At 35.3% G+C, this 25,138-nt stretch carries 23 protein-coding genes and 1 pseudogene; 7 read left to right on the top strand and 17 right to left on the bottom strand.

Annotation, left to right across the window (positions count from 1 at the left end; genetic code table 11):
• Position 1: 1 nt before the first annotated feature.
• Complete coding sequence (locus BFU36_RS09665; protein ID WP_143576934.1) at positions 2-661, bottom strand: hypothetical protein; 660 nt, start codon at positions 659-661, stop codon at positions 2-4.
• Between the two features lie 170 nt (positions 662-831).
• On the opposite strand from BFU36_RS09665, the gene BFU36_RS09660 reads away from it, so the two are divergent.
• The 3 genes from BFU36_RS09660 (at position 832) to BFU36_RS09650 (ending at position 2,782) form a co-directional block, all read left to right on the top strand.
• Positions 832-1,692 carry a hypothetical protein gene (locus BFU36_RS09660; protein ID WP_069283789.1) on the top strand — a complete coding sequence of 287 codons (861 nt, stop codon included), beginning with the start codon at positions 832-834 and terminating at the stop codon, positions 1,690-1,692.
• Between the two features lie 117 nt (positions 1,693-1,809).
• Entirely contained in the window at positions 1,810-2,292 is a 483-nt protein-coding gene (locus tag BFU36_RS09655; RefSeq protein ID WP_069283787.1) for a hypothetical protein, read from the top strand.
• Between the two features lie 88 nt (positions 2,293-2,380).
• A complete protein-coding gene (locus BFU36_RS09650; protein ID WP_231961301.1) occupies positions 2,381-2,782 on the top strand; it encodes a transposase in 402 nt (133 codons plus the stop codon).
• Positions 2,783-2,971: 189 nt separating this feature from the next.
• On the opposite strand, the gene BFU36_RS09645 is transcribed toward BFU36_RS09650, so the two are convergent.
• Together BFU36_RS09645 and BFU36_RS09640 are read right to left on the bottom strand one after the other, a co-directional pair.
• Positions 2,972-3,568: a Holliday junction resolvase-like protein gene (locus BFU36_RS09645; RefSeq protein ID WP_069283785.1), complete on the bottom strand. Its 597-nt coding sequence runs from the start codon at positions 3,566-3,568 to the stop codon at positions 2,972-2,974.
• A 482-nt stretch (positions 3,569-4,050) separates the two neighbouring features.
• Positions 4,051-4,617: a DUF5591 domain-containing protein gene (locus BFU36_RS09640; RefSeq protein WP_069283783.1), complete on the bottom strand. Its 567-nt coding sequence runs from the start codon at positions 4,615-4,617 to the stop codon at positions 4,051-4,053.
• Positions 4,618-4,711: 94 nt separating this feature from the next.
• Here BFU36_RS09640 and BFU36_RS09635 point away from each other — a divergent pair, with 94 nt between their 5' ends.
• A complete protein-coding gene (locus BFU36_RS09635) occupies positions 4,712-5,950 on the top strand; it encodes an NADP-dependent isocitrate dehydrogenase (RefSeq protein ID WP_069283781.1) in 1,239 nt (412 codons plus the stop codon).
• Between the two features lie 625 nt (positions 5,951-6,575).
• On the opposite strand, the gene BFU36_RS09630 is transcribed toward BFU36_RS09635, so the two are convergent.
• The 9 genes and pseudogenes from BFU36_RS09630 to BFU36_RS09590 all read right to left on the bottom strand — a co-directional run bounded on the left by BFU36_RS09630 (position 6,576) and on the right by BFU36_RS09590 (position 16,258).
• Entirely contained in the window at positions 6,576-6,992 is a 417-nt protein-coding gene (locus BFU36_RS09630) for a type II toxin-antitoxin system VapC family toxin (RefSeq protein ID WP_069283779.1), read from the bottom strand.
• Positions 6,983-7,234 carry a hypothetical protein gene (locus BFU36_RS09625; RefSeq protein ID WP_069283777.1) on the bottom strand — a complete coding sequence of 84 codons (252 nt, stop codon included), beginning with the start codon at positions 7,232-7,234 and terminating at the stop codon, positions 6,983-6,985. Before BFU36_RS09625 ends, BFU36_RS09630 begins: the two co-directional genes overlap by 10 nt.
• A 210-nt stretch (positions 7,235-7,444) precedes the next feature.
• Positions 7,445-7,792, bottom strand: coding sequence for a hypothetical protein (locus tag BFU36_RS09620; RefSeq protein WP_069283775.1), 348 nt, complete (start codon positions 7,790-7,792; stop codon positions 7,445-7,447).
• 53 nt (positions 7,793-7,845) lie between these two features.
• Positions 7,846-10,137, bottom strand: coding sequence for a hypothetical protein (locus BFU36_RS09615; protein ID WP_069283773.1), 2,292 nt, complete (start codon positions 10,135-10,137; stop codon positions 7,846-7,848).
• Between the two features lie 242 nt (positions 10,138-10,379).
• A complete protein-coding gene (locus tag BFU36_RS09610) occupies positions 10,380-10,988 on the bottom strand; it encodes a hypothetical protein (RefSeq protein ID WP_156770074.1) in 609 nt (202 codons plus the stop codon).
• Positions 10,989-11,316: 328 nt separating this feature from the next.
• Positions 11,317-13,670: pseudogene (locus tag BFU36_RS09605) on the bottom strand (M1 family metallopeptidase).
• A 242-nt stretch (positions 13,671-13,912) separates the two neighbouring features.
• Positions 13,913-14,572 (bottom strand): hypothetical protein, encoded by a 660-nt coding sequence (locus BFU36_RS09600; protein WP_069283769.1) that lies wholly within the window; start codon positions 14,570-14,572, stop codon positions 13,913-13,915.
• Positions 14,573-14,649: 77 nt separating this feature from the next.
• Positions 14,650-15,090: a DUF973 family protein gene (locus BFU36_RS09595; RefSeq protein WP_069284707.1), complete on the bottom strand. Its 441-nt coding sequence runs from the start codon at positions 15,088-15,090 to the stop codon at positions 14,650-14,652.
• A 727-nt stretch (positions 15,091-15,817) separates the two neighbouring features.
• Complete coding sequence (locus tag BFU36_RS09590; protein ID WP_069284706.1) at positions 15,818-16,258, bottom strand: DUF973 family protein; 441 nt, start codon at positions 16,256-16,258, stop codon at positions 15,818-15,820.
• A gap of 251 nt (positions 16,259-16,509) precedes the next feature.
• Between BFU36_RS09590 and BFU36_RS09585 the strand changes: the two genes are divergently transcribed.
• Positions 16,510-17,184, top strand: a complete 675-nt coding sequence (locus tag BFU36_RS09585; RefSeq protein WP_069283767.1) for an IS6 family transposase — start codon at positions 16,510-16,512, stop codon at positions 17,182-17,184.
• Between the two features lie 345 nt (positions 17,185-17,529).
• Here the strand turns inward: BFU36_RS09585 and cutA are convergent, their stop codons facing one another.
• The 4 genes from cutA to BFU36_RS09565 form a co-directional block, all read right to left on the bottom strand.
• A complete protein-coding gene (gene cutA / locus BFU36_RS09580; RefSeq protein ID WP_069283765.1) occupies positions 17,530-19,719 on the bottom strand; it encodes a glyceraldehyde dehydrogenase subunit alpha in 2,190 nt (729 codons plus the stop codon).
• 31 nt (positions 19,720-19,750) lie between these two features.
• Positions 19,751-20,116, bottom strand: a complete 366-nt coding sequence (locus BFU36_RS09575) for a DUF2203 domain-containing protein (protein WP_069284705.1) — start codon at positions 20,114-20,116, stop codon at positions 19,751-19,753.
• A 65-nt stretch (positions 20,117-20,181) separates the two neighbouring features.
• Positions 20,182-21,012 (bottom strand): hypothetical protein, encoded by an 831-nt coding sequence (locus tag BFU36_RS09570; protein WP_069283763.1) that lies wholly within the window; start codon positions 21,010-21,012, stop codon positions 20,182-20,184.
• A 326-nt stretch (positions 21,013-21,338) separates the two neighbouring features.
• A complete protein-coding gene (locus BFU36_RS09565; RefSeq protein ID WP_069283761.1) occupies positions 21,339-21,731 on the bottom strand; it encodes a hypothetical protein in 393 nt (130 codons plus the stop codon).
• 749 nt (positions 21,732-22,480) lie between these two features.
• Here BFU36_RS09565 and BFU36_RS09560 point away from each other — a divergent pair.
• Complete coding sequence (locus tag BFU36_RS09560; RefSeq protein WP_069283760.1) at positions 22,481-22,906, top strand: DUF973 family protein; 426 nt, start codon at positions 22,481-22,483, stop codon at positions 22,904-22,906.
• A 144-nt stretch (positions 22,907-23,050) separates the two neighbouring features.
• The gene (locus BFU36_RS09555; RefSeq protein WP_069283759.1) at positions 23,051-24,565 is read left to right on the top strand and encodes an APC family permease; all 1,515 of its coding nucleotides are present in this window, start codon (positions 23,051-23,053) and stop codon (positions 24,563-24,565) included.
• Positions 24,566-24,583: 18 nt separating this feature from the next.
• Here the strand turns inward: BFU36_RS09555 and BFU36_RS09550 are convergent, their stop codons facing one another.
• Positions 24,584-24,886: a hypothetical protein gene (locus BFU36_RS09550; RefSeq protein ID WP_069283758.1), complete on the bottom strand. Its 303-nt coding sequence runs from the start codon at positions 24,884-24,886 to the stop codon at positions 24,584-24,586.
• Positions 24,887-25,138: the final 252 nt, after the last annotated feature.

Genomic DNA, 25,138 nt, shown 5'->3' with positions numbered 1-25,138 from the left:
ATTAGGCATTAGTATCTTGTTCTTTTTTAGAATATATTTTATATAATAAGAAAAAACCTACAGCTACCAAACTGAGAGCTATGTCAGTGTAATTTGTATAAGTATAACTCTTCGGCACTTCCGGGTTTACAAAAGACGAATTGCTGAAATAAGCTATAATAGAAGAGTTGCCATTTACATCATATAAAATGACATTACTGGTTTCACCGTTAGACCATTTTACAAGATTACCTTCAGCTTGAAGAAGAAGAGTAGAACCATTATAAGTTTTGATAATAGTTGAGTTTGAAATCCTAATTACACTTCCATTAGGAAATTCTACATCAACATAACCTTTTCCTATATTTTTGACTAACAGATAAGAGTATATTGGAATAACGTATATTGACAAATTATAAGAAGTATTATTCCCTAACGATAAATTGACCGCGTTCCTCTCAACTCCGTTAATAAAAACTTTAGTAGAATAAGGAGAAATAACAGTAACACTTACAGTTACGTTGCCACTAATAACGAAGCTCTCATTTTCACTCGCTATATCTACCCCTTGATTAGTAATTAACATTACTGCTACAGGAAACGGACTACTAATCCTAACGTTAAGTGTAGCACTATTATTAACTAAAGTTGATGAGAGAATTATTGAAACAATTATAAGCATTATTACACTTAATCTTCTCATGGTAAGGGTTATATTAATTATATTAGGGAGTGTAAAACATAAGTAAAAGTGTAGATGAAGAAACCAACCTTACCTGAGGATGATGAGGGGTTGTTTCACGGATTATGAAACTATTGGTTAAAAAGCCGGTATTACCAATATAACCTGTCATGAAGATAATACTCGGAATGCCAGACCTGAAAGTCCCGGTCTGGGAGTTCAATACTCCATTAATGATAAACCAGTTAAACTGGGATAGTGTTTCTTGGAGTAATGAGACGTGGGTTGACTCTGGTGGGTACCAAATAATGGTAAAAGGCATATCTGTAAATCTAGACAATGTTGTGGAAAAGTATAAGATTTTAAATGCCAATTACTACATGAGCCTCGATATCCCCTCTTCCCCCTGTGGGAAACCATCTGACCTAAACTTTAAACACTTTGAGTACTTATACTCTAGATTAGAGAAAAAGGTAATACCAGTAGTCCACGCTTATGACGTAGAAAATATTAAGAAGGCAGTTGACTTCTACTCTCAATACACTGACATAGTAGCCTTTGGGGGAATTGTACCACCTTCACTAAATGGGGGAGGGGGTAAAAAATTAGCAATAGCAATGTATAGGCTTTTGAGAAAACTATGGAAAGGAAAAATACACGTTTTAGGTGCCGGTTCCCCTTTCATGCGTAAACTATTCTACGATGCTGATAGTGTAGACACGTCAACTTATAGGGTTAAAGCTATTCACGGGATGATAATCATACCGGGAAAAGGCGAAAGATACGTTGGGGAAAGAAAAATAGTTTGGAAGGCTAGAAGGGCTACGCAAGAAGAAATAGAAACACTCTTATCATTCCTAGAAAGGACACACTTTCCGTTCCAGCCTAGACTCGAAGACTGGGTAAGTAGAGCATTAATAAACGCGTGGGTACTCTTACACTCAGAATATGAAAAAGATCACCCTCTGATAAAGTATACTAAAAGTTTAAAAGAACCAGAGGAGGAGTTAACCGAATTGTGCAAGACTTAGATTCTTTTTTGAGCTGAGCTCCAGACGTTGATAGAATCCTCGCCATAGCAGGGAGGAAGTCACTCAGGGTGGTACGACAGTATTGGCGACACGATTTAAAGAGTTAAAAATCTTTAAATGCTCAGACCTCGAAATCGAAGTCAGAATGAAGATGAGGCATGTAATGATGGTAAAATTCCAAGACAGCTCGTCAATAATAGAAAAGGTAAGGGATATAATCATTGTAATCGTATCGATAATAATTGCGTATTTCATGTTTTAATTTTTAGTGGTTCTTCATCAGTTAATATTCCATCAAATGCTCAAATTATCTCAGATATCGATAATGCTTTAAGATTAATCATCGGCCTGCTTATCATAGTTGCAGCAGCCATCACAGCGTGGGTAATATACAATTTTTCCCCAGATCTCGATTATAGTCTAGAAGTAGTCGACCCCCTGCTAATCGTAGTTGCAGCGGTTTTTATAGTATGGGCAATATACACTATTTCAAATCCCGTTTATTTAGGCGTTGCTATAATTATTATAGTTACACCATTCTCAATCGCGCATTTCATAATAAAAAAGTACTTAATAGAGAAATTCGAAGAATGGCCTTGAATTAGCTCAATAGTTGAAATAATAGACTGTTCCTTATCTTCTACACGGTTCTACCGTAAAGGCTGGCTTCTTCTATTTTCAGAATAAGATAGCAGAACTAGACGGGTTAAAGGCTGAAGCTGAGAGAGCCCAAGAAACTGAAGCTAGGGAGGAAGTGTTGAGAGAAAGGGAAAGAGTCTTCACTAAGCTCTACCGTAGGGTCTTTCACTATTATAGGACTTTAGCCTCTCATCTTGCTAAGACGTTATGGCAGTTAGGAGTCTTAACAGTCTATCTCGGATATCCTTATTTTATCTCTCAAGATAAGGGTAATAAGTTCACTATGAACATCTGGTCTTATCGTAAGTTGATTGAGACAATAGTGTATAAGCTCTATGAGTATATGGGATATAAGGTATTTCTCGTGTCGAGTATAACACTTTGCGTTTCTGTGTTTTTCACGACGTTAAGATTGAGAGGAAGCCTAGGAGAGTTATTAACTGCCCTTTAGGTCATAAGCTTCACAATGACGTTAATGGTGCTTTTAACATAATGAAATTAGGAATAGGGAAAATCATGAACACGCTAAAGAAGCCTCTTTCCTTTTTAGTTTCTTCAAACGGAGTAATAAAGGGAAGTAATGCTTTAGACCTTGGCAAAACCCCCCGCCTTTAGGGCAGGAGGAGGTCAGGAAAAAAGACTAACTTTCTTCAACCTCTCTTTCCACTTCCTCCCTCAACCTCTTCTTCGTTTCCTCCAAGACTTGACTGAAGTTTATAACCTCATACCTCACCCTCTTCGCGTTCACTGCGTCCCTCACTTTCCTCTCGTTTGTGTTCAGGTTCTGGTTCCCAGTCTTCACCTCGAAGAAGATTATCTCTACTTCCTTGTCGTCAGACAGTCCCTTGAAAGCTATGAAGTCCACAGGAGATCCGAGGTGCCTGAAGTCTTTCGGATTTACATTATAACGGTCTGCGATGAGAAAAGGGGCAAACTCCTCACCAATCCTCCCTAAGATCGTGTTCGCCGACTTCAACAAGGCGTCCTTCCTTATCTGTTTCTCGTACTCAAGCTTCCACTTCTCAAGTTCAGCCTGAAACTTGACCTGAGTATTCTGCTCTATCTGCTTCCTGAGCTGGTCAGAGTGTTGTTGGACCCACTGTTGAAACATGGTCTGGGTCTGTTGCTCGGCTTGTTGCTGGATCCTCTTGATCTTCCTAGAATAATACACTAGGGTCGCTACTAGCACGAGAAAGAGAATGAGGGCTAAGATGCTACCAATATCGACTATTGCCATTAAATTCTTTTTCCTGTCTAATTTTAAAAAGATATGGGTTTAAAGAGACGAAAGCCTCACCTTTTAGACTGAGGATTTCAACAACTTTGTAATATTATTATAGTTGCATTACTTACAATAATAAAGCGAAAAACGAAAAGTATTTAAATGAGTTTCTGAAGAAGAAGAATTGGGAGTGGCGAGGGATGATGAACGGCTGACACGCAGACCCCATGAAGAGTAACCCGACAGCTGACCCGCCACTCCCTAATTTTCCTATGTTGTTTAAGGTAAAAAAGGTTTTCTCTTTTTGAATAATCTCGAGTAGACCTTCTCTTATAAAAAGAATTAGCTTTTAGATCACTGCTGACTTCCTCTATGCCCTAAATGGCGTTTCGTTGGTTCCCTCTATTGGTTCGGGTCTATATGTCGGGAAGGCTCAGAGAACCCTCCCATCTGCACATAGAAATGATTTTTAGACTTAAAGACTTCGCCATCCCTTTTCATTCAGGCTTTAACAGGGAGTTAAGTACTTCGCTTATCGTCCTAAACACTAACCTCCCATATGGGTATAATTCAATTTTAACCCCGGATAACTCGCTAGCCCTTTTTACCACGTTATAATGATGCTTAGGTAAAATCCCCACTATCTTTTCATGTAGCCTGGATATCTTCATTAAAGGATTAACTAGTAATCTTACAAACTCTTCTTTTTCCTCTTTGCTCATTAAGGAGGGAGGGTAGTCGTAAGAGTTAAAGGGGTAGCACTCCTCTAACTCCCTGGGGACTAGCAACATGGGCTCAGATACTGAATAGACCTGCACGACGTCCTCAAGATCGTATTTCCTTAACAACGCATACGCCAGCCTATGAGTAGCTGACCTAGAGTAAGGCTTAATAGAAGTACATGGTAGAATTATAGCTATCTTTTTATCTGAATTCCAAAATTCCATAAAATACTCATGCCATTTCTTGACCACAGGGTGATTAAATAGGTCATTATCTTTTTCCTTTTTTATTTCAATAAATTCCTTAACATTTAAGAAATTATATAACTCATTGCAATTCATGTCCTTATATGATTGGATAAAGGAAATTAAAAACGTGAATACAGTTGATAAGTTAATCGTTTAATTTTAATTTTGCCTCGAAGTTTATGATATTATGCAAAGGATTCCAGAAGATGGAGAACCAATCAAGTTTGAAAACGGTAAATGGATAGTCCCTAAAAGACCTATTGTGCTATATGTAGAAGGAGATGGAATAGGACCAGAAATAGTTCAATCAACTATTAAAGTAATCAACAAGGCTGTTAGTAAGGCTTATGGCTCTGATAGGGAAATAAAATGGGTTGAAGTTCTAGCTGGAGAAAAAGCAGAGAAATTAACAGGAAACAGATTCCCTAAAGAATCAGAAGATCTTATACAGAAATACAGAGTTGTACTTAAAGGACCTCTAGAGACTCCTATTGGTAAAGGTTGGAAATCAATTAACGTAGCTATTAGGCTTATGTTAGACTTATACGCAAATATTAGACCAGTGAAGTACATATCTGGTATAGAAAGTCCATTGAAGAATGCTGATAAAGTGGATATGATAATCTTCAGAGAAAATACTGATGACTTATACAGAGGAATAGAGTACCCATATGATAGTGAACAAGCGAAGAAGATAAGGCAATTCTTAAGAAATGAATTAAATGTAGAAGTGGAAGACGATACCGGTATAGGAATTAAAGTGATAAGTAAATACAAGACTCAAAGAATAGCTAGAATGGCTATCAAATATGCTATTGAACACAAAAGGAAAAAAGTCACTATAATGCATAAAGGAAATGTGATGAAGTATACAGAAGGGGCCTTTAGGGAATGGTCATATGAAGTAGCTACAAAAGAGTTCAGAGATTACGTAGTAACTGAAGAAGAAGTGACCAAGAACTATAATGGCGTCCCACCCCAGGGAAAAGTAATAATAAACGATAGAATTGCTGATAATATGTTCCAGCAGATAATTATAAGGCCAGATGAATACGACGTAATCTTAGCCCCAAATGTTAATGGAGACTACATTTCAGATGCAGCTGGTGCATTAGTAGGAAACATTGGAATGCTGGGAGGGGCAAATATAGGTGATACAGGAGGAATGTTTGAGGCAATACATGGAACGGCTCCAAAATATGCTGGTAAGAACGTAGCAAATCCGACTGGAATAATAAGAGGCGGTGAATTAATGTTAAGATTTATGGGATGGGAAAAGGCAGCTGACTTAATAGATACTGCAATTATGGAATCTATAAAGCAAAAGAAGGTAACCCAAGATATTGCTAGATTTATGGGAGTAAAAGCTTTGTCGACCACAGAATATACGGACGAATTGATAGGAATAATTGACACACTAAGTTAAAGAGAATACAGTATTTTTCCTCTGTTTCCACACCTTTACATACCCTAAGTGAACTACTCTTTTTCTCTTTATGTTAGACCTAGCTTTTTAAAATGAGACAATATGTGAAAAAATGAAGTCCTCGCTATTTATTTTAGTCAAGAAGTGAGACTGTGTGCATTTCCTGCGTTTCAAATTAATTTTAACCTAAATCTTGATAATTCATTATACAAAGTTGTGTAATGTTAATGATAAAGTATGAAATAAAGAAAACAGAGGAAAAACACAGTGACAAGATTATGGTATTATCCTACCATTGAAGTGATAATACAGCTCGTGTATCATTTTAACATTTTCTTCAAATAATAATAGATAACTATCTTCTTTAGGGTATAAAGATATGAAGAATCGAAGGAAATTTACTGTAAAACCGGGGAGTAAAATTGTAAGGTGATGAGAGTCTCGCAGGGCGGGGATAGAAAAAGAGTCAATATTGTTGAGATGGGTTCTTGACTTCCCCTAAAATGAGAGGGGAAACAGTGAACTGCTAAGGGAACTTTACTGCAGTGAGGAAGTCAGTTTCAGTTAGGCTTTACTCATTTTGTAAAATTGGTTTATGTTAGTAATTTATTTTCAATGAATTAGTTTAAGGTAAATTAAAATCGGTAATATGTTTGACAAATTTCATATCTTTAACTTTTCTTAATAATTTTTCATCTGCAGTATAAACTTCTTCATTAAGTATTTTACCTAGTGCAACATATGACGCGTCATATATTGTTATTCCGTATTTGAGTGATAATGTTATTAGGTCAGGGAGAAGGTGATATAAACTATAGTATGTTATTTGAAAATCTTCAATTACCTTAGATATTTCAATTAGTTCAAGTTCACCTAAACTATAGGTATATTTTAATGCATTTATTACTTCAAAAGGTAGTATACATGGAGCTGACAAATCTATTAATCCTTCAACGTATGCCTTCTTCAGTCTATTTGCATCGTCGCTATATTTCTCGTTAGCAAACCATTTGACAACTACTGAAGCGTCCACTATTCCCAATTTTTATCTCTCCATTCTCTGATTGTCTCTTCTGACCTCTCACCTTCAAGATATCTTGAAAACTCTTCCGCTTTTAATGAAGCTCTTTTTATCCTTTCTACGTCTTTCTTCTTTTTCTTTTTCTCCTCTTCTTCTATTACATTGATTATACTCCTTCTTATTATCTCGCTCCAATTTATATAACTTAATTCATCCATTTTTCTCTTAAGCTCTTCATCAATTCTTATAGTTATAACAGGCATCAATAGTAACACTAACTTTTTTATATAAAAAACTTTACGCGTCGTACTTATATGTATATACGACAAATTGCAAGGTGATGAAAGTCTCGCAGGGCGGGGATGGAAAAAGTTTCTTAAAAGTTAATATTGTTGAGATGGGTTCTTGACTGCCTCTAAAATGAGAGGGGAAAAACAATGAACCGCAGAGAGAACTTTAGTGGAGTGAGGAAGTTAGATAGAGTACTCTAGATGTTTCATTTCATCCCTTAATATTTCCTTTATTTCGACATCTTTTTCAACATCAAAATTTTTAACATAAAAGTCAATCGCTCCCTTCTCTACAATTTCATTCATTTTCTTAACAGCGCTCATTCCTAAAAGTGATGTGAGTACTCCCAATACTAAAAAAATAACATATATTGGACCTTCTAACAAGGATCTCCTGTATCTTTTAAAATACTCCCAATGCCTTTTCTCATTCTCATAAGCTTCTTTAAAAAAGGAGTATCTTATAGAGTACCCTTTAGCAAGCCCTGTAGCTCCTGCTTCTCCTAACAATGCTAACAAATACTTATCCATATCTCTGATTACTCTAACGGAAATTAAATGATCGTATAAAATGTTGTTAAAAATTAGGTTAACCTTTTTGCTCTTATCCTATTTAGTAAGGAGATGAATATAACTAGGAAGAAGGACAAGGTGTTAGTTATCAAAGCTATCGTCGTAGGGTTAAATTCATTTTGGTTTGGTATAACTCTACCAAAAGGGGAATAGGGATAAGGAATTGTGGTTATATTCTTGGTCACGTAGCTTCCTTTAATAGTTATAGGGATTAGCCAAATATTCAAGAAATAGGCTATGTTATGACCAACGTAATACAAGTAAAAGTTTTTACTAAAATACATCTTGCCTAAGTAAGTGAAGTTAAGCGAAACCTTTCCGGAAGCTGAAATTGAAAGATTATATGTCCCATTTCCTACAACGAAATCGCCGCTTCCAGGATAGGAGACGAAAGAGATCACCACGTAGTAATAACCTTCTTTTATTTCCTTATGCAATAGTGATGGTGAAGAAACACTAATTATGGGTGCATTAACATAAGTATTCGTTATGCCAATATCATATACGTTTAGATCAATAGTATCGGTGAAATTTGAAGGGAAATCTAGGTGCTCTAAACGAAAATGAAGAGGGGCGATATTGTTTTTTATCGCATAAAACACTAATTCATCAGCAGTAGTATTACCAATATATCCTCCAACATATGACCCGTTTACAAGCAAGTAAGGAGGCAAAACATTTGGGGTTAAATTCATATCAATTATTTCTTGTAAACCTTCTGGATAATTGAATATAAGGTATATTGGCGAATTTAAATAATACGTGAAATCTTGGTTCCTAAATATTAAGTAATATGTATTATTAAATACTAGGCTCATATTATCCTGGCTCTCAAAATACTTAACAACACTATTATTTTCAGGTAATACAACGTACTCCACACCCAGTGTGTTCAAGATTTTGGCTATTTTAGTAGTGTTGAAGATTAATGAGAAAGGTGGGGAATATTCATTGGGCAATGGGTAACTTATGTTAAAGGCTAATACATTTCCTTGAGAGTGTTTCAGTAAGTATTGAGCAACCTGGTTTAACGGTTCTGGGATCTTAACTGGATCGTACCAACCGAAATAATTTCCAGTAATTATTGCAGGAGAGGAAAACGTTAACTGACTGATAGTCACAAATACTATCAATAATGGGGCTATCTTATTGTTAGTAACGACGAAATTATAAGCTACTAATGAAAAAAGGAGGAAAAGTGGGCATAATATCATCTCACTAATGTATGTCGGTAAAAATAGCCAAAGATATTTGTAAGCCCAAGTATTAGCCAAATATCCCCATACGGGGTAGGAGATATTTAAGGTTATTATTTTATTGAAGAAAACGAAATATGAAGATATGAAGAAGGATAAAAACAAATAAAGGGCTATGAAGTAATTACTAAACCTATTTTTCTTCGTAAAGATATAGCCCAAGAGAGAGAACTCAATAATTGCAAAGGATAAAATGTACTCTAATTCGGCATTTCCTAGATAAAAGGGAACCAGCGGTCTGAATAGTCCTAAACCCCTCAAAGAATCAAGTAATGGAAAGGTATAGTAATTTAACCATAGTTGTATTTCAGATATTCCTTGCCCTATTGAATTATATTGATTAAAATTGAAAAATAGTAAAATAAAAGTCCTAATGTTAATCAACAGATAATAGGGTATTGAGAGAAAGAGCGTCTTAAACTCTTTCCACCTAAGAAATAGGAAAGTTAACGTTATGAGAAAAGTGAACACAAAACCTCTGGGATCCGTGGTAGTCAGGGATTCGAATAAGGCTAGAAGTATAGGGTTCCTCTTATCCAAAGAGTAATCTATACCAGCTATTAAGGCTGGCATAAACGCGTAAAATCCGGCATAATCAGACCAATGGCTGAAGTAAAACGCAGTAGGAGTAATTGCGTAAAGGAACGCTGTTGTTAGGGATACTGATATCAGTTTATAGTAGTTACTTCCTATATCTTCCTTAATCTTCGTATTATATATCTTCTTTATGAAATGTCTTGAAGCCCAGTACATCGAGGGAACGGCTAAGGCAAAGGGAAATAGAAGATACTGGATCCAATAGAAAATCATTGGAGAGATAACATTGAAGTAGAGTAGTAATAAGAGCGGAATTAAGGAGTTATCCATTATCGCTGGAAAAGATAAATAAGACTCAGCTGTTTGCCAAGAGTTCAAATAAAATGGTGGGATGGAATCCCTTTGATATATAAAGCCAACGTGAAATGCAACATCTCTAATTGCGATTATAGGCGTGATGATTGTGAGTATAACAACTAATGCTAACTCTATAAGAATTTTCCTATTCATGCATATAAATATTGTGATAAAGTATTAAAGTTTTTAATTAGTTTCACCCTAAGCATTATTATTGTGGGAAGTTCACTAAAGCTCTTTATAGTCACGCTAATCTCTAGTATATAACCTTGATGCTATAGAGGTAATCATGGAGATGATAAATTAACAGATTTCTTAGATAAATAGAATTTTAAGGATTAAAGATTATCTTTGTATTTGAATTTTAAACTGTAATAAAATCTGGTAACACCCCGTTAGTACTTTCTCATCAATTTCCTCTTTATAACTATCAGAATCGGTATTGCTATTATATTAAATAATACTATGTAAGATCCTATAGTATTTGTGAGAGAAGAGGGAAATAAATTACCTAAATATGTTATTCCACTCGCTGGTCTTAAATTAGGTGGTAAAATAATTTTCTCTTCACTATTGATCAAATTTGAACTAATTAGAGTATAGGTGGAAACACTTACTACTTCACCGTTCTCGCCTATTTGATAAATTACGATCCTTGAGGGAACACCTGTCGAATTTACGTAATAATAGTACCTTAACCCAACGTAACCTATGTAGCTCACACCTTCATAAACGTAATAATTCCCCGTTTCATTTACTAGGGTCAATGGGATCTGTCTATCTACTACTTCCTTACCTGGATGTGGAATGTAGTAGAATAGCATAGGGCAAGTGAGATTATCGAAAATTGTTGAGGGAGAGGATATTTCTGAAAAGTTTAAGAAAACCGTTGTGATGTTAAACTCAAATGTACCGTTACTGTAAACATCAGTTACCTCTTCGATTACCAGATTGTCAACAAACGACTTGGTAGAGACTATATAGGTTTGTACATGATACTCCACAAAAGCGTGAGGGAATATCAATAAAATAAAGATGAATGGAATAAAGCCCATTGAAGGGTTTATATGTTAATAAAAATTAAAAATTTTCTTCTTCTATTTAAAAACTAAGATTATTTAGTTTAAGACCACTTCTAACTAATCCCGTTATGAGGGCGTAGATTGAGTTTGGAATATGAAGAAAGCCCCACTAGTGGGAAAGAGGTCACGTGAGGTGCTTTTAACTGAGCATCAGAACTAGAGTATGAGATAGCAGTAGATACATACTTAATACATTAAATATTCAGTACGAATCTAATAGGATAAAAATTGTTAACATATTATAATGCTATTACTTCAGCTTTGAATATGCTTTTAACATCTCTAATCCCATCTTAATTCCTCTCGAACCCTCTGGCATCTCTATATTATTAAAGAACTCCTCAACCTCCTTTTCAATTCCAATTCCTATTAATGGTATAGCTTCGCCTAGTCTCCTACCTAATATTCCAGTCCCCTTATATGCTTCCCTCAAGAAGTTAAAGTAAGTCTTAATCCAGTTGAAAGTCGCTTCTCTAGCATAGGGATTATACGATACTACACTAATAACATACGGCATATCTTGTTTTTTGACCTCCCCGGTCAATATTAGACTGAGAGAATTAACTACTAAATACGGCTTTCTAAATAGTAGTAAAGCTGTTAAGTACCTTAGCTTCTCTTCATCAAATTTTTCCCTTCTGTATCTACTTAATAACTCGTCCATAGCGTTCTCTTCGTAAGTAATAGCATATGCCACACTAACTCCTTGCTTCATATCAGCGTCAAGATTATCATAAAACTTAAACAACTCTGATAATCCTAATGAGAAGTATTCATCCATAAATGCTAATCTATATAATATGTTAGAGTAAGTAATCTTTCCTAAGTCTGTCTTATCATTCCTCCAATTCCTTAATTGAACCTTGTGGAATTTCTTAGCTATCTCACCATATTTACTAGGATTAATAGCGTAAAGCGTACTTAACTGATTAGAGATCTCATTTACTGCCATAAATTCTCTATCATTAAAGAAGTTGTTGATAATCTTCTCATACTCATTATAACTAATTTTCCCAGCTAATAGAAAAGCCCAATAGTCGTTTATTATTCCCCACTTATCCAGTTCAGAAAGTCTAGCGTTAAGGAAGAGATCGGTATTGTATAGAACTCTGTAGAAACCTGTCTTATCCAGGTTAACCTTAATACTCCTTATATCCTCATCTATATTGATTACAGCCTTCTCCTTATCCAATAGGTAAGTCATACTCTTTCCATTCACTTCCATGGTTATAGGGACCTTGTAAATTAAATTTTCAACATTGCCAAGCAGAGAGAATCTTTCCTGTTCGAGAATTATGCTTCTATTAGTTACACTGACTCTTAACATTGGGTAGCCTTGTTTTGTTATCCAATCTGATACTACATCATTAATGTTTGAACCATAAGACGATGAAATACTACTCCAAAAATCAAAACCCCTAGCATTAGAAAAGGAAAAAGACTTAAGATAAGAAACAACACCCCTCCTAAAAAACTCACCACCAACAAAAGACTCAAACATCCTCAAAACACTAGCACCCTTACCATAACTAATATCATCAAACATCTGCTCAACATCACTAACAGAAGAAACATCAGACCTAATAGGATGGGAAGCCGTTAAGGAATCCTTCTCTAAAGCCCTAGAAGTTTGACTCAACACAAAGTAGTTCCAGAACTTCCACTCTGGGTGTAATTCTGCTAAAGCCTTATGACTCATGAAAGTAGCAAAACTCTCATTAAGCCAAAGATCATCCCACCAATACAGAGTAACCAAATTACCAAACCACTGATGAGCCAACTCATGAGCAACAACCTCAGCAACCCTAAACCTCTGCTGAGAAGAAGAAGAATCATCAGCCAACAAAGCAGTCTCCCTAAAAGTAATAGCACCCCAATTCTCCATAGCCCCCATAAGCGAACTCTGGCACAGCTATTAAGTGAACCTTTGGTAGTTGGTATGGTATTTCAAAATACTTTTCGTAGAAATCTAAGACCTTCCTAGCAATGTTCATTGCGAAATAACCCCTCTTAGACTTACCCTCAGTAGTTGCAAGAATAATAGTAGGCACCCCCACTACTATCAACAACCTCCTCAAAATCACCAATGCCTAAATATAACAAATACGTAGACATCCTAGGAGTCTCATCAAACTCATAAACAACCTTACCACCATCATCCCTAAAACTAACAATAGGCATATTAGAAATAACCTTCAAACCCCTATCAACCCTAACAAACAACTTAAACCTAGCCTTCATATAAGGAACATCAAAACAAGGGATAAAACGCCTAGCATGAGAAGCCTCAAACTGAGTAGTAACAATATAACTTTGGTCGTATTTAGCCTTGTATATTCCTACCAAATGAGTGTCTGAAACTATCCCCTCAAACTCTATTTCTAGCTCGCCTGAAAACTTCCCTGATTTAACGTTTAACTTATTCTCAGATTGTGAGTATTCTACCTCCTTCCCATTAACCTTTACACTATTTATCTTAAGGTCAACTGCATCAATTGACAATACTTCTTGTTCGTCATTCTCCAAATAAATTTTCTCTATCCCCTTATACTTTGCATTCTTGAAATCGAAATCGAGAAAGATCTCATATCTATCTAATTTCATGAGTAAATATAGGGTAAGTCGGATTAAAGGATTTTCCATTAGCTCATCTCAATAAATGTGCTACGCCACATAGATGTTGTGCTAATTTACAGCTGACAGAATGGAGCTTTTTAAGATTGTAATCGTAGTTTTCTAAATTCTAGATTATAACCCAGTATTGACACTAAGACTTAGATAAAAGAACGGCACACCTCGCCCTTTATAGCAGGGAGAAGGGAAAAAAGTGTGTTTATATCAGATACCTACGTCTTCAAGCTCTTTGAAGATGGTCTGATCAAGAGCAATATTATTAGTAAGACAAAAACTACTACAACAAGTATTTCGAATATTTTAGGGACTACCCTAATCACTGAGTTCAGAAAAGAGTACTTTAAAGTGCTTTGAGCTAACGAAAACCCACTCAAGTAAGGTCTAGCTACACTATGATTGACCACATTAGTTAACCACAGTAAGTAAGTAGCATTGCTTACTACGATATTACTAGGGGAGATCTGAAGGGACTCAGCCTTAACGGCTATTCCGTAATTATTGAACCACATCTTAAATAATAATTCAACACCTTGCACGTATGAAACTGAGTAGTATTCGTAAAGATCGTTATACGTTCCGTTAAAGTAAAAAGGAGAATTTGCCCTAGTTACATTATGCCCTAGTAAATTTGGTGAGATGTAGAAGAACGTAGCGGGTATGGATGAGTTTTGCACTGAAAGGGAAGGAGCATAGTAGTAAGAACCATTAAGTACATAAATCGTAAAATTAACGAGAGCAGTTCCGTTTGAGTAAACAGAAACTATCTGTTGAGACAATATAAACTTTATAATACTGATTGAACCATTAGGTAGGACTGACCTTACAGTTTCATTGTATAGTAGAAAGTCTCCGGGTGAAAGAGGAGAAGTCATAGAAGAAGTAGAATTAATATATATGATGGAGAGAAATATGAAAAATATTAAAAATAAAAAAATAATTGATTTCATTTTCATTGTGCTACTACCGCTACTTGCACTGTCGCACCATCAGATAGTCCTAAAGATATCGTATAAGTAGAGCCAGGCTGTAAATTAGAACTAGTACCAAAATCTATACTCACCGTATTAACTCCCGCGGTAAGAGATGCACTAGATTCACCGATAACAGTTATGTCACTACTTCCTACACTTATAGTAGTTCCTACAATACTCGCTGAGACTATTTGAACATTACCACTACTCTTTAAGACAAAAGTAGCACTACCACTACTTGAGCTTATTGTTCCAGTGCCTATTTGTGTTACTGTTGGTGTTCCTCCAAATGCTCCAAATAGTCCAAATGCGAAACCAACAACTACTAAAGCTATTATTACACTAGCAATTACTAGTATTAAAGCAGTTACAGCACCACTAATAGCCCTCCTACTTTTCAACATCTTCCTATTACTCATCAAAAAATAGTAAAGAAAAAGTTCTATATAAACATTACTCATAATAAACCATGTGTGGACAACAATTTCATCTACCCCCATATTCCAACTTATGCCAATAGGTTTCGAGTAAGTTGTGTTGAAGAATATTTTTAACCATCTCTTTATCGTGTTCCCTGTTGAGTTCCATGTGGAGTCCATATTTACTAGTTTTAGGCCTCTGAACACTTACTAAGCTCCTCTTGCCAAAAGTTTCAACATTATGTTTAGACCAAGAGAATACCTTGTAGCCTTATCGTGTAACTTTATCCCTCCAATTCTCAAGCTTAATTTAACATTACGTAGACGTGAAAACCACTCCTACATGAAGAATTAGCCCAGACCCGTAATGCCTAACTCACCATTAACCCTCAAAACCTCATCAACGGGTAAACAATCCTATCCTTAACATCAGGCTTAAGCTCATAATTGACGCTAGGTAACTTGTGAAAAGCAAGTGAGGTAGTAAAGCCCTTTAGCCTAGCAAGTAAAAGGCTAATACGATCTCATCCAAGGAGTGAAACCTAGGGTTAAAAGGGTAGGGATAATTTGGGAAATCAAACCTATTCTCGTCCTAATAAATAACCCTAAAAATACTTTTTCATAATAAAGAAAATTTAATTTTTATCAAAAAACAAACTTTTGTCCACACATAAAATACTGCAAAAATTTTAAGATTAAAATAAAAAAGTTCAAATTACCTTTAATTTTATTGTGCTACTACCGCTACTTGCACTGTCGCACCATCAGATAGTCCTAAAGATATCGTATAAGTAGAGCCAGGCTGAAAACTAAAACCATTAGCATTAGCAGTAGAAAAAGTTATACTCACCGTATTAAATCCTGCGGAAAGAGATATACTAGATGCTACACTTATAGTAGTTCCTACAATACTTGCTGAGACTATTTGAACATTACCACTACTCTTTAAGACAAAACTAGCAACATAGTAGTTATTATTACTACTACCTGGGCTTATTGTTCCAGTGCCTATTTGTGTTACTGTTGGTGTTCCTCCAAATGCTCCAAATAGTCCAAATGCGAAACCAACAACTACTAAAGCTATTATTACACTAGCAATTACTAGTATTAAAGCAGTTACAGCACCACTAATAGCCCTCCTACTTTTCAACATCTTCCTATTACTCATCAAAAAATAGTAAAGAAAAAGTTCTATATAAACATTACTCATAATAAACCATGTGCGATTATGTTGCAGTTTTGAAGATATGAAATAGACTGTAGAATGTATAAATGCAATGTAGGAGTAAATGATTTGAATTTAGCGAAATCTAATGTGTGTGTGGACAACAATTTGGTTGTTTTGATATAAATTGAATTTTCTTTATTGTGGAAAAGTGTTTTTAGGGTGAGGGCGAGTTATTTTATTAGGGCGAGAACATGAACATATTCGATTTCCTCGCCCTCACCCAAATTATCTCTACCCTTTTAAAGTATATAAATGTTAAGCCTAGGTTTCATTCCTTAGACGAGATTGTATTATCCTTAACCTCTTACTTGCTAGGCTTGTCGAGTTGGAGGACTTCATTGCCCCACACTACCTTACTCTACTATTTTCACAAGTTGGCTAATGTTAATTATGAGCTTAAGCTTGATGTTGAGTATGGTGATTGTTTGCTCGTTGATGAGACTAAGGTTTTGAGGGTTAATGGTGAGTATTACTACTTATGGGTTGTTAGGCATTGTGAGTCTGGGCTTGTTGTGTTCTTCATGTTAACTAGTCTTAGGAGTGGTTTCCACGTTTATGTGATATTAAATGGCATTAAGCTTGAGAATTGGAGGGATAAGGTTATCTTCCTACACGATAAGGCATCAGTCTACAAGGCATTTTCTTGGTTTAATGCAAAACACGAGGTTGAAACTTTTGGCAAGAGAAGCTTGGTAGAACTAGTTTTTAGGAGCTTAAAACATAGGCTAGCAAGCATGGACTCACACTTCACGTGGAACTCAACAGAGAACACAATAACGAGATGGCTAAAAATATTCTTCAATACAATTTACTCGAAATCTATTAGCATAAGTTGGAATAAAATTGAATTTTATGGGGATGGATGAAATTGTTGTCCACACACTCTAATGTGAAACTAGGTTAGTTGAGATTTTTATACCCATATAATGGCATTATAAACAGATATCTAGCTGTTGCGTACATTTTTAAATAGAGCTTCTATTCCCTAAGTATTTTACTTAGGATATACTGGCTCGGGAGGAGGAAACTCAGCTTCAATAGTATATTCTAAATTTTATAAGTGTTATAGGGCAATAGGAAATTAATAGCATTTACGCATATAACTTTAGGTGAATTAAAAGGCCTCTTATATCATCGTTTATATTTTAATCATAAACAAATTAAAAACGTATAGGAAAATTTTTGATACATTATTAAAAAGATCTTCTTTATCAAATAATATCTTCCATCTTTACGGGCAATTTCAACATCCTCTTTCCTACAGCTTTCTCTATAGCTCTGATTAATGCTGGAGGTGTTCCTATTGTTGCTCCTTCTCCTATACCCTTAGCGGGTATGGGAGCGTCTGATTTGCCTTCTTCCATATACTCCCACTTTATGTTAAAAGCTTCTACAGCAGTAGGTATAGCATAGTCTGAGAGGTTACCGGTTAACAAGTTTCCATCTCTATCATAAACGATCTCTTCTAATACTGTTTCACCAAATCCTTGAATTACTCCTCCTATAACTTGACCTTCAGCCAACATTGGGTTAATTACTAATCCTATATCATCTATTGCATAATAGTCTAGAACCTTAACCTTACCTTCTTCATCTACCTCTACCATGACTACATGAGAGCCATAAGGATAAGTTAAATTATCGAATCCAAAGTATGCTGTAGCCTCTAATCCAGGCTCTTCCCTATGTACCCAAATCCCTCCCAGATCTGCCATGTTTGCATTAGCTACTTCCTTTAAACTCATTTCTTTCCCGTTCTTAGGATTAATGACTTTTCCATCTTTATATACTAACTCTTGGACATCTGACTTCATGAACTGCGCAGCTAGCCTAAGTATTTTATCCTTAAGTCTCCTACTGGCTAAAACAGCCGCATTACCTGCTAAGGTTAAACTTCTACTGCCATAAGTTCCAAATCCCTCTCCTATCAAAGCAGTATCCCCCCAGATTACCTCAACATTATCTACGCTTATACCCAACTCGTCAGCTACTATTTGGGCTATACCAGTAGCAGTACCCTGTCCATGGGGTGCCGCTCCTATAATGACTTGAACTTTCCCATCAGCCTTAACTCTAACTGAAGCACTCTCCCAAGGTCCAAAATTATTTTGTTCTAGGTAGAAAGAGAAGCCTACGCCAACTCTCCTGCCTTTTTCTTTTAATTCCCTAGCTTTCTCTTCAAATTCCCTATATGCTTTTTCAGCTTTTTCCAATAATTTTAGATAGTTGCCAGAATCGTACTTTAGTCCCAATGGATTGACGTAAGGTAACTGTGTTATTAAATTCCTCTTCCTAATATCTATTGGGTCCATTTTAAGCTCATCAGCTAAGATATCCATAATCCTCTCATAAACGAAGGCAGCCTCAGGCCTGCCTGCTCCTCTATATTGATCTAAGGGTGTCTTGTTAGTGTAAACACCATAAACATTGACCTTAACGTCTCTAACTTTGTAAGGACCAACTATCATTGTCGCAGCAATGTCAGCTAAATAGCTTCCGTGAGATGCCGCACCTAAATCAATTATTATATCATCAACAATAGCCGTTAATGTACCATCCTTTTTAGCACCAAATTTTACCTTATGGATTTGACCTCTTCCATGATACATTCCCTTTATGTCCTCACTTCTAGTAGCAATCCACTTCACTGGTCTCCTATACATTATGCTAGCTTGTACTGTAATTAGCTCTTCAGCATAAGGAAACAACTTAGCACCAAAAGCCCCTCCTACATCTGCTTGTATTACCCTTATATCACTAACCTTATCTCCAAAGACTGATAATAAATACCTCCTCATATAATGGGGAGATTGCGTAGAGGAATAGATGAGTAAGTTACCTTCTTGATATACTGACAAAAGACCTCTAGTTTCCATCGGTGCTGGATAAACTCTACTGATCTCCAATTTCTCCTCTAAAACTACATCAGAGCTAGAAAGGGCTCTTTCAGCGTCTCCACTCTTATATTCTTTCCTATATACTAAGTTACTTCTTCCCTCTACCGCTTTCTTCTCGTCTTTTAATGCATCTTCTGGGTCAATCACTGCAGGTAATTCCTCATAATCAAATTGAATTAAATCCGCAGCGTCTGCAGCAGTATACCTATCGCTTGCTAAAATAGCAGCTATAGGATGACCAACGTATAATACTTCATCCTTAGCCATGGGGAAGTTATTTGGTCTATTCTCGAATTTTATCGTTAACCCTGTTATTACTCCTAATACACCATTTACTCTTAAAGCGTCTGAAACGTCAATTTTCTTAACCTTTGCATGAGCTATAGGGCTCCTCAAAATGTATAAATGGACTGTACCCGGGTATTCTATATCATCAATATATCTTCCAGAACCCGTAATTAACTTTAAGTCTTCTTTCCTTTTGATCCTTTGACCAATGACCATAGTTCAAAATAATGACCAAATCTAAATAAGCTTAACGTAAACTTAAGATATTTTCTTTACCGGTTATCCTCTTCCTACCTATGAACCCCTCATCTGTATAATGCCAATACATTATGTCTTTCTCGTCAATTTTCCAGCACAAGAAAGCTGGTTTATCATTTATTATCGCAGGAAAGTCAACTAATCCTATATCTATATCCCTAATAATTATCCCTTTAGAGATTATCTCATCTATGATCCTTTTAGTCTCAATCGCATAACTTTGTAATGCGGATTTATCTCCAGTAATAAGTAGCATCTCAATCTGATTTTTTATTTCTCTGAGTTGAAGCAATTTCTTCCTAAGCCAAAGCAAATTTTCCCTAGCTGTCTCAAGGTCAAAGTATAAGTATTCCACATTATATAATATACTCTTCAAAGTTTAAATAAGTTCATAATAGTTTTTAACTGGGGAGTAAAAAGCTAGTAGAAAGAATCTGACACTAATACTACATTAGCCTTTGCTGATAATATCAAATTCTTTAGGAACAGCTTGCCCTCTTCACTTAGATGAACTTCAGGGTCCTCTATAATAATTACATTTCTCTCATTAGAAGTCTTTAACAAAAACATTATTGGAAATAAGCTTAGGATCTCTGGAGGAGCATTATAAATAATTTCACTATCACAGAAAATATCATTATCCCTCACATAAACCTGGTGACCTAAGATTTCTTCTCTATAACCTAGAGGGATATTTATCGCATTTATGAAATCTGAGAGTAAACCAAAGGTCTTAGGTATGCCAGAGGCTCCTTCAAATTGATATGGCAAAAATTTATAAAATGCTGAAATAAGACCTGCCCTAGTAGCCAATATTATAAAGGGTTTCTTCCTATCTAGATTAGAAAAATAAAACGAGTCAACCTTCATAAGTCCCCTTATCCCCCTATCATCTTCACTCAGCTTAGGCGTCTCCTTTATCTCAAGGTGAAGAGATATATCATTCTTGCTCACTTTTCCACTTAACTCAAGCTTATTCAGATCCATTCGAAAATCAACATTAAAACTGATCTTCGCCAAATCTATTTCATTACGAATTATATTAGTAAATTGTCTCTCAAACTCCTTTTTCCAATCACTTATAGGTTCAGTTGATTTGATCCCATAAAGTCTAGGGATTGAGTATAGGGTTTTTAACAAGTAGTAGTAAAATCTACCTACGACGTATTTCTTCTCTCCTCCCTTTATCAAAACTAGTTTCTCATCCTTAACTACATACTGTTCATTCTCAAGCCTTATTATAGTCTCCATTACAGTCTAAAGTATAAAAGAGAATATTAAAGCTGTATAAAGAGCTAATTCTTCGTCATAAACTCTAATGTTTTGATTAAACTTAAGCTTTTAAAGAGATTAACTAACTTTATTCTCTTTGATAATGAATACAGCTCTTAAATTTTTCTTTATGGAAAACCATTTCATATATAGATGAAGAGAATATTGATAAAAACTTCAACAATTTAGTGAATTTTTCTGTCTTTATATCAAGGGGGAATATTATTTTAATTATGGTTTAATGTAATATAATAAGTTATAATAACTTTTTATGCTAATTATGAAATTGATATAAGTCTTCAAACTTACACTAATTGAGCGGATACTGGTAAGTAAACTGTGCTCTGTCCATTATTAACCTCTATTATAATTTCTACTGAGACAGGCTGGGAGGAGAATCTGAAATTAGTATTGATTTCATACGTATTAATACCTTGAGATAGGCTGATGCTTTTTTGAAGTTCATAAACAGTTCCATTATATACCACTTGTATAATTTTAGCATCCTGAAAGGTGTTTCTTAGAGTTACTTGTATAGTGCCATTAGTATAAGCATACGCTGTGCCCACTTGCCTAACTTCTCCGCTAGGGTAAAAGCTAAGAAAGTTAAAAGCTATTGATACTACCCCGATTACCATTACGACAGATACTACCAACAGTATAATCATAACCAGAGATTCACTTATTCCTTTTTCCATATAGAAGATTATCCCGGGATGTATATATAAATTAATATGTAAATAGAATATGCTTAGTATCTTCAAATTTAGCTATTAATACTTAATATTTAGGAAAAAACTTATATAGAAATTTAAACGATGGTGTTCATTATATGCTTTTGATAAGCGGAATTGATTGATAGAGGTATTACGAATGGTCCAAGAATAGCCTAACAGACTTTGTAAATATTTGTAATTATACAAATTGTGATACCAAGAGAACTAATAAAGAATTTTAGCCTCTGTACTTATAGAGGATTAAAGCTCCTTATAGGATATAGATAACGCTGTATAGTACTATTTTCTCTATATTAAACTGCGACTTCTTAACCATCTCTTCTGTCTTTCAGATCTGACTTCCTCCCCTTAGAGCGTATCATTGGTTTTTACCATCCTTTCGTGTTTACATCTCTCATGTGTCGAGAGGTGCAGAGAACCCCTCCCATCTACGTACTGAAATGTTTTTGACTGAAAAAACTTTTACCCCTTCCCTAAGGGTGAGGCTTTCATCACTTTGTAACCACGGATTAATGAGAGAGCATACTAAGCGAGAAGTTGGCAAATATGCATCAAGATTTTCGACAAAATATCTGCAAATTCTAGCGTAGACTTGATACTTAGAGGACGTCCTTAGTCTCTTCTCTCATATATCCTCCTTATCGTAAACGATCTACTTATTGTTTATTATGAGTAATGTTTATATAGAACTTTTTCTTTACTATTTTTTGATGAGTAATAGGAAGATGTTGAAAAGTAGGAGGGCTATCAGTGGTGCTGTAACTGCTTTAATACTAGTAATTGCTAGTGTAATAATAGCTTTAGTAGTTGTTGGTTTTGCATTTGGACTATTCGGAGCATTTGGAGGAACACCAACAGTAACACAAGTAGGCACTGGAACAATAAGCCCAGGTAGTAGTAATAATTGTGCTACTGCTACTTTCGTTTTAAAGAGTAGTGGTAATGTTCAAATAGTCTCAGCGATTATTGTAGGGACAACATATAGTGGAACTCCCACTACTATCGATTTAACTGCAGGACCTAATACGGTGACTATAACTTTTAATGGTTTTACTCCACAGGCTGGCTCTACTTATACGATATCTTTAGGACTATCTGATGGTGCGACAGTGCAAGTAGCGGTAGTAGCACAATGAAGATAAAATCAATTTTTTTTTATTTTTGTTCTCATTATTTTCTATTAATGAATTAGCACGTTTTATGCTCATTTTTATTATAAGCTATTTTCCGAACTCATTTTCTGAAGATAAATTTAAATTTTTTAATCATAAGTCTAACTTATGGCTAAGGGTAATGTGAAATTATTTGTTAGGGAGACTTCTGGTCTGGTCAAGAACGTATCTTTGCTTGACGCTACTATGCTTAATGTAGCTAATATGGGTGCTGGTTTGGCAATATTCATTGGTATAAGTCCTTATATAGTAAAGGGTGCTGTATTATGGGTAGCATCCTTACTTACATTTTTGTTCACCTTACCTTTAGTAGTACTTTACACTTACTTCATTCAGAGGATTCCTAGGACTGGAGGTGATTACGTATGGTTGTCTAGGAGGTTAAACGGTCCACTAGGGGCTATAATGGGAATTGCTTTAGCTTTTAATATGCCACCTTTCTTTGCGTTGTCAGCTTTCTTTTCAGTATCTGCTATTAGTACGGTTTTATCAGTAATCGGTTCATTAGACTCTCAACCTTATCTAGTTAACTTAGCGAATAACGTGTTTACTACGAGTAATGCTTATTTAGCTTATGGGCTGGCTGCATTAGCTTTTACAATTATTATCTTAATAAATATTTTTAGACCTAAATGGGGTTATACTTTAACTTCTGCTTTAGGCATATTATCCTTATTGGGCACGTTAGTAGCTATCCTAGTTATAGCGTTTAATGTCAGTGATTTTCATGTGGTGATACAACCTTTTTTAAAGGCTTTTAATCTTACAGCTACACCATATACTGGTCCTAGGTTTAGTTGGTCTTCAACGATTTATATGATTCCTTATTTTGCTTCCTTTGCATACATTTGGCTATATGCAGGGCCTGCTGTTGCCTCAGAGATCAAATCAAAGAGAGGAGTTAGATATAATCTAATTCTAGGTAGCGTGTTGACATTAGTATTTATCACAGTTCCTTTCTTATTGATGGATTTAGCAGGGGGATATGGTTTTAATTACTCGCTCTACCCTACTTACACTTATAATTTCTGGTCAGTTAGTATAGCATTAGCTAAAAATTACGCTTTACAGTGGTTTTTGGGTATAAGTTTAATTGCTTGGGAGTTCTTCGTAATGGCTTTTGGTGTTGTTGTTTTTGCTAGATATGTTTTTGCGTTTTCCTTCGATAGACTATTCCCTGAGGTTTTCTCGAGGTTAAATAGAGAGGGTTCTCCAGTTTATGCTCATCTCTTGGACTTTGCCGTCACCTTAGTATTCTTGGCTGTGCCGATAATTAGTCCTAATGGTTATGAAGCGTTGTATAGCTATACTCCTTTAGCTATTGCTTACCTTATCTTAGTTAGTATTGCAGGAGTTCTTCAATCGTTAAAGGAGAAGAATGCTGGTATGCTTATATCTTCAATCCTCTCAATACTGTTCATGGGTTTCATGGGGTACTATGCGTTTACTAACCCATACTTTGGAGTGATCACTTCAGAAGGTCAGCCTTATCTTCCGGGCATAGCATATATACTTAGCCTAATTGGTTTAGGGGCAGTGATTTTCCTCTCGTCTTACGTTTATAGAATGAAGAAGAACGGGATAGATATAAGACTAGTTTATAAGGAGATACCCCCTGAATGATGTATTAGTTTTTTCGCTTTAGTTTTTAAGGATGGTTGGTTTATGTTCTGTAAACACGTGCGTGTAAAAGTGATATGCTGAGGAGAAAGTTTTTCCACAGACACAATAATATTTATCTTTTGCATATTTTAGTAAATACCTTCTGCTCTCTCCATACAGTTTATCTAGGAAATTGTTCAGTTCTCTTTTTCTCTTCAACATATCTTCTTCTTGTAGGACGTGATCCTTTACTGCTAGTAAAAATGGATAGTAGGATAGCCTTAAATTTGCGCTCTTTTTCTTGTTTTTCATTATTTTGTTTAAAGCTTCAACCATAGTCATAGCTCTCTATATGAGAGTATTCTTTATTATTAAATTTATATTTTTCCCAAATGGTAACGTTATATCAAAGTACTTATTTATTTTTTCAATAATTTTTTCAGTAAATTTTTATATTAGATAAGAAAAATTTACCTTCACGTAAGTGATCGTTATTGAGTTATTTCGGCTAAGGTACTAACTTTAGTTTATCTTAAGGCTTTTCTTTAAGTTGTACTAATCTGAATAGCGTAAAGTTTATTTATGTGAAACCTT

The organism is Sulfolobus sp. A20 (assembly GCF_001719125.1).
In the GTDB taxonomy this organism is placed as follows: Archaea; Thermoproteota; Thermoprotei_A; order Sulfolobales; family Sulfolobaceae; genus Saccharolobus.
Note: the sequence above shows the minus strand (reverse complement) of the source record. Positions and strands in the feature narration are given on the sequence as shown.

Bases quoted from the DNA above. Each gene is read 5' to 3' on its own strand.
- BFU36_RS09665 (WP_143576934.1), bottom strand. From the start codon at position 661: ATGCTTATAATTGTTTCAATAATTCTCTCATCAACTTTAGTTAATAAT.
- BFU36_RS09660 (WP_069283789.1), top strand. From the start codon at position 832: ATGAAGATAATACTCGGAATGCCAGACCTGAAAGTCCCGGTCTGGGAG.
- BFU36_RS09655 (WP_069283787.1), top strand. From the start codon at position 1,810: ATGCTCAGACCTCGAAATCGAAGTCAGAATGAAGATGAGGCATGTAAT.
- BFU36_RS09645 (WP_069283785.1), bottom strand. From the start codon at position 3,568: ATGGCAATAGTCGATATTGGTAGCATCTTAGCCCTCATTCTCTTTCTC.
- BFU36_RS09640 (WP_069283783.1), bottom strand. From the start codon at position 4,617: ATGAATTGCAATGAGTTATATAATTTCTTAAATGTTAAGGAATTTATT.
- BFU36_RS09635 (WP_069283781.1), top strand. From the start codon at position 4,712: ATGCAAAGGATTCCAGAAGATGGAGAACCAATCAAGTTTGAAAACGGT.
- BFU36_RS09625 (WP_069283777.1), bottom strand. From the start codon at position 7,234: ATGCCTGTTATAACTATAAGAATTGATGAAGAGCTTAAGAGAAAAATG.
- BFU36_RS09620 (WP_069283775.1), bottom strand. From the start codon at position 7,792: ATGGATAAGTATTTGTTAGCATTGTTAGGAGAAGCAGGAGCTACAGGG.
- BFU36_RS09615 (WP_069283773.1), bottom strand. From the start codon at position 10,137: ATGAATAGGAAAATTCTTATAGAGTTAGCATTAGTTGTTATACTCACA.
- BFU36_RS09600 (WP_069283769.1), bottom strand. From the start codon at position 14,572: ATGACTTCTCCTCTTTCACCCGGAGACTTTCTACTATACAATGAAACT.
- BFU36_RS09595 (WP_069284707.1), bottom strand. From the start codon at position 15,090: ATGAGTAATAGGAAGATGTTGAAAAGTAGGAGGGCTATTAGTGGTGCT.
- BFU36_RS09590 (WP_069284706.1), bottom strand. From the start codon at position 16,258: ATGAGTAATAGGAAGATGTTGAAAAGTAGGAGGGCTATTAGTGGTGCT.
- BFU36_RS09585 (WP_069283767.1), top strand. From the start codon at position 16,510: ATGAACATATTCGATTTCCTCGCCCTCACCCAAATTATCTCTACCCTT.
- cutA (WP_069283765.1), bottom strand. From the start codon at position 19,719: ATGGTCATTGGTCAAAGGATCAAAAGGAAAGAAGACTTAAAGTTAATT.
- BFU36_RS09570 (WP_069283763.1), bottom strand. From the start codon at position 21,012: ATGGAGACTATAATAAGGCTTGAGAATGAACAGTATGTAGTTAAGGAT.
- BFU36_RS09565 (WP_069283761.1), bottom strand. From the start codon at position 21,731: ATGGAAAAAGGAATAAGTGAATCTCTGGTTATGATTATACTGTTGGTA.
- BFU36_RS09560 (WP_069283760.1), top strand. From the start codon at position 22,481: ATGAGTAATAGGAAGATGTTGAAAAGTAGGAGGGCTATCAGTGGTGCT.
- BFU36_RS09555 (WP_069283759.1), top strand. From the start codon at position 23,051: ATGGCTAAGGGTAATGTGAAATTATTTGTTAGGGAGACTTCTGGTCTG.
- BFU36_RS09550 (WP_069283758.1), bottom strand. From the start codon at position 24,886: ATGACTATGGTTGAAGCTTTAAACAAAATAATGAAAAACAAGAAAAAG.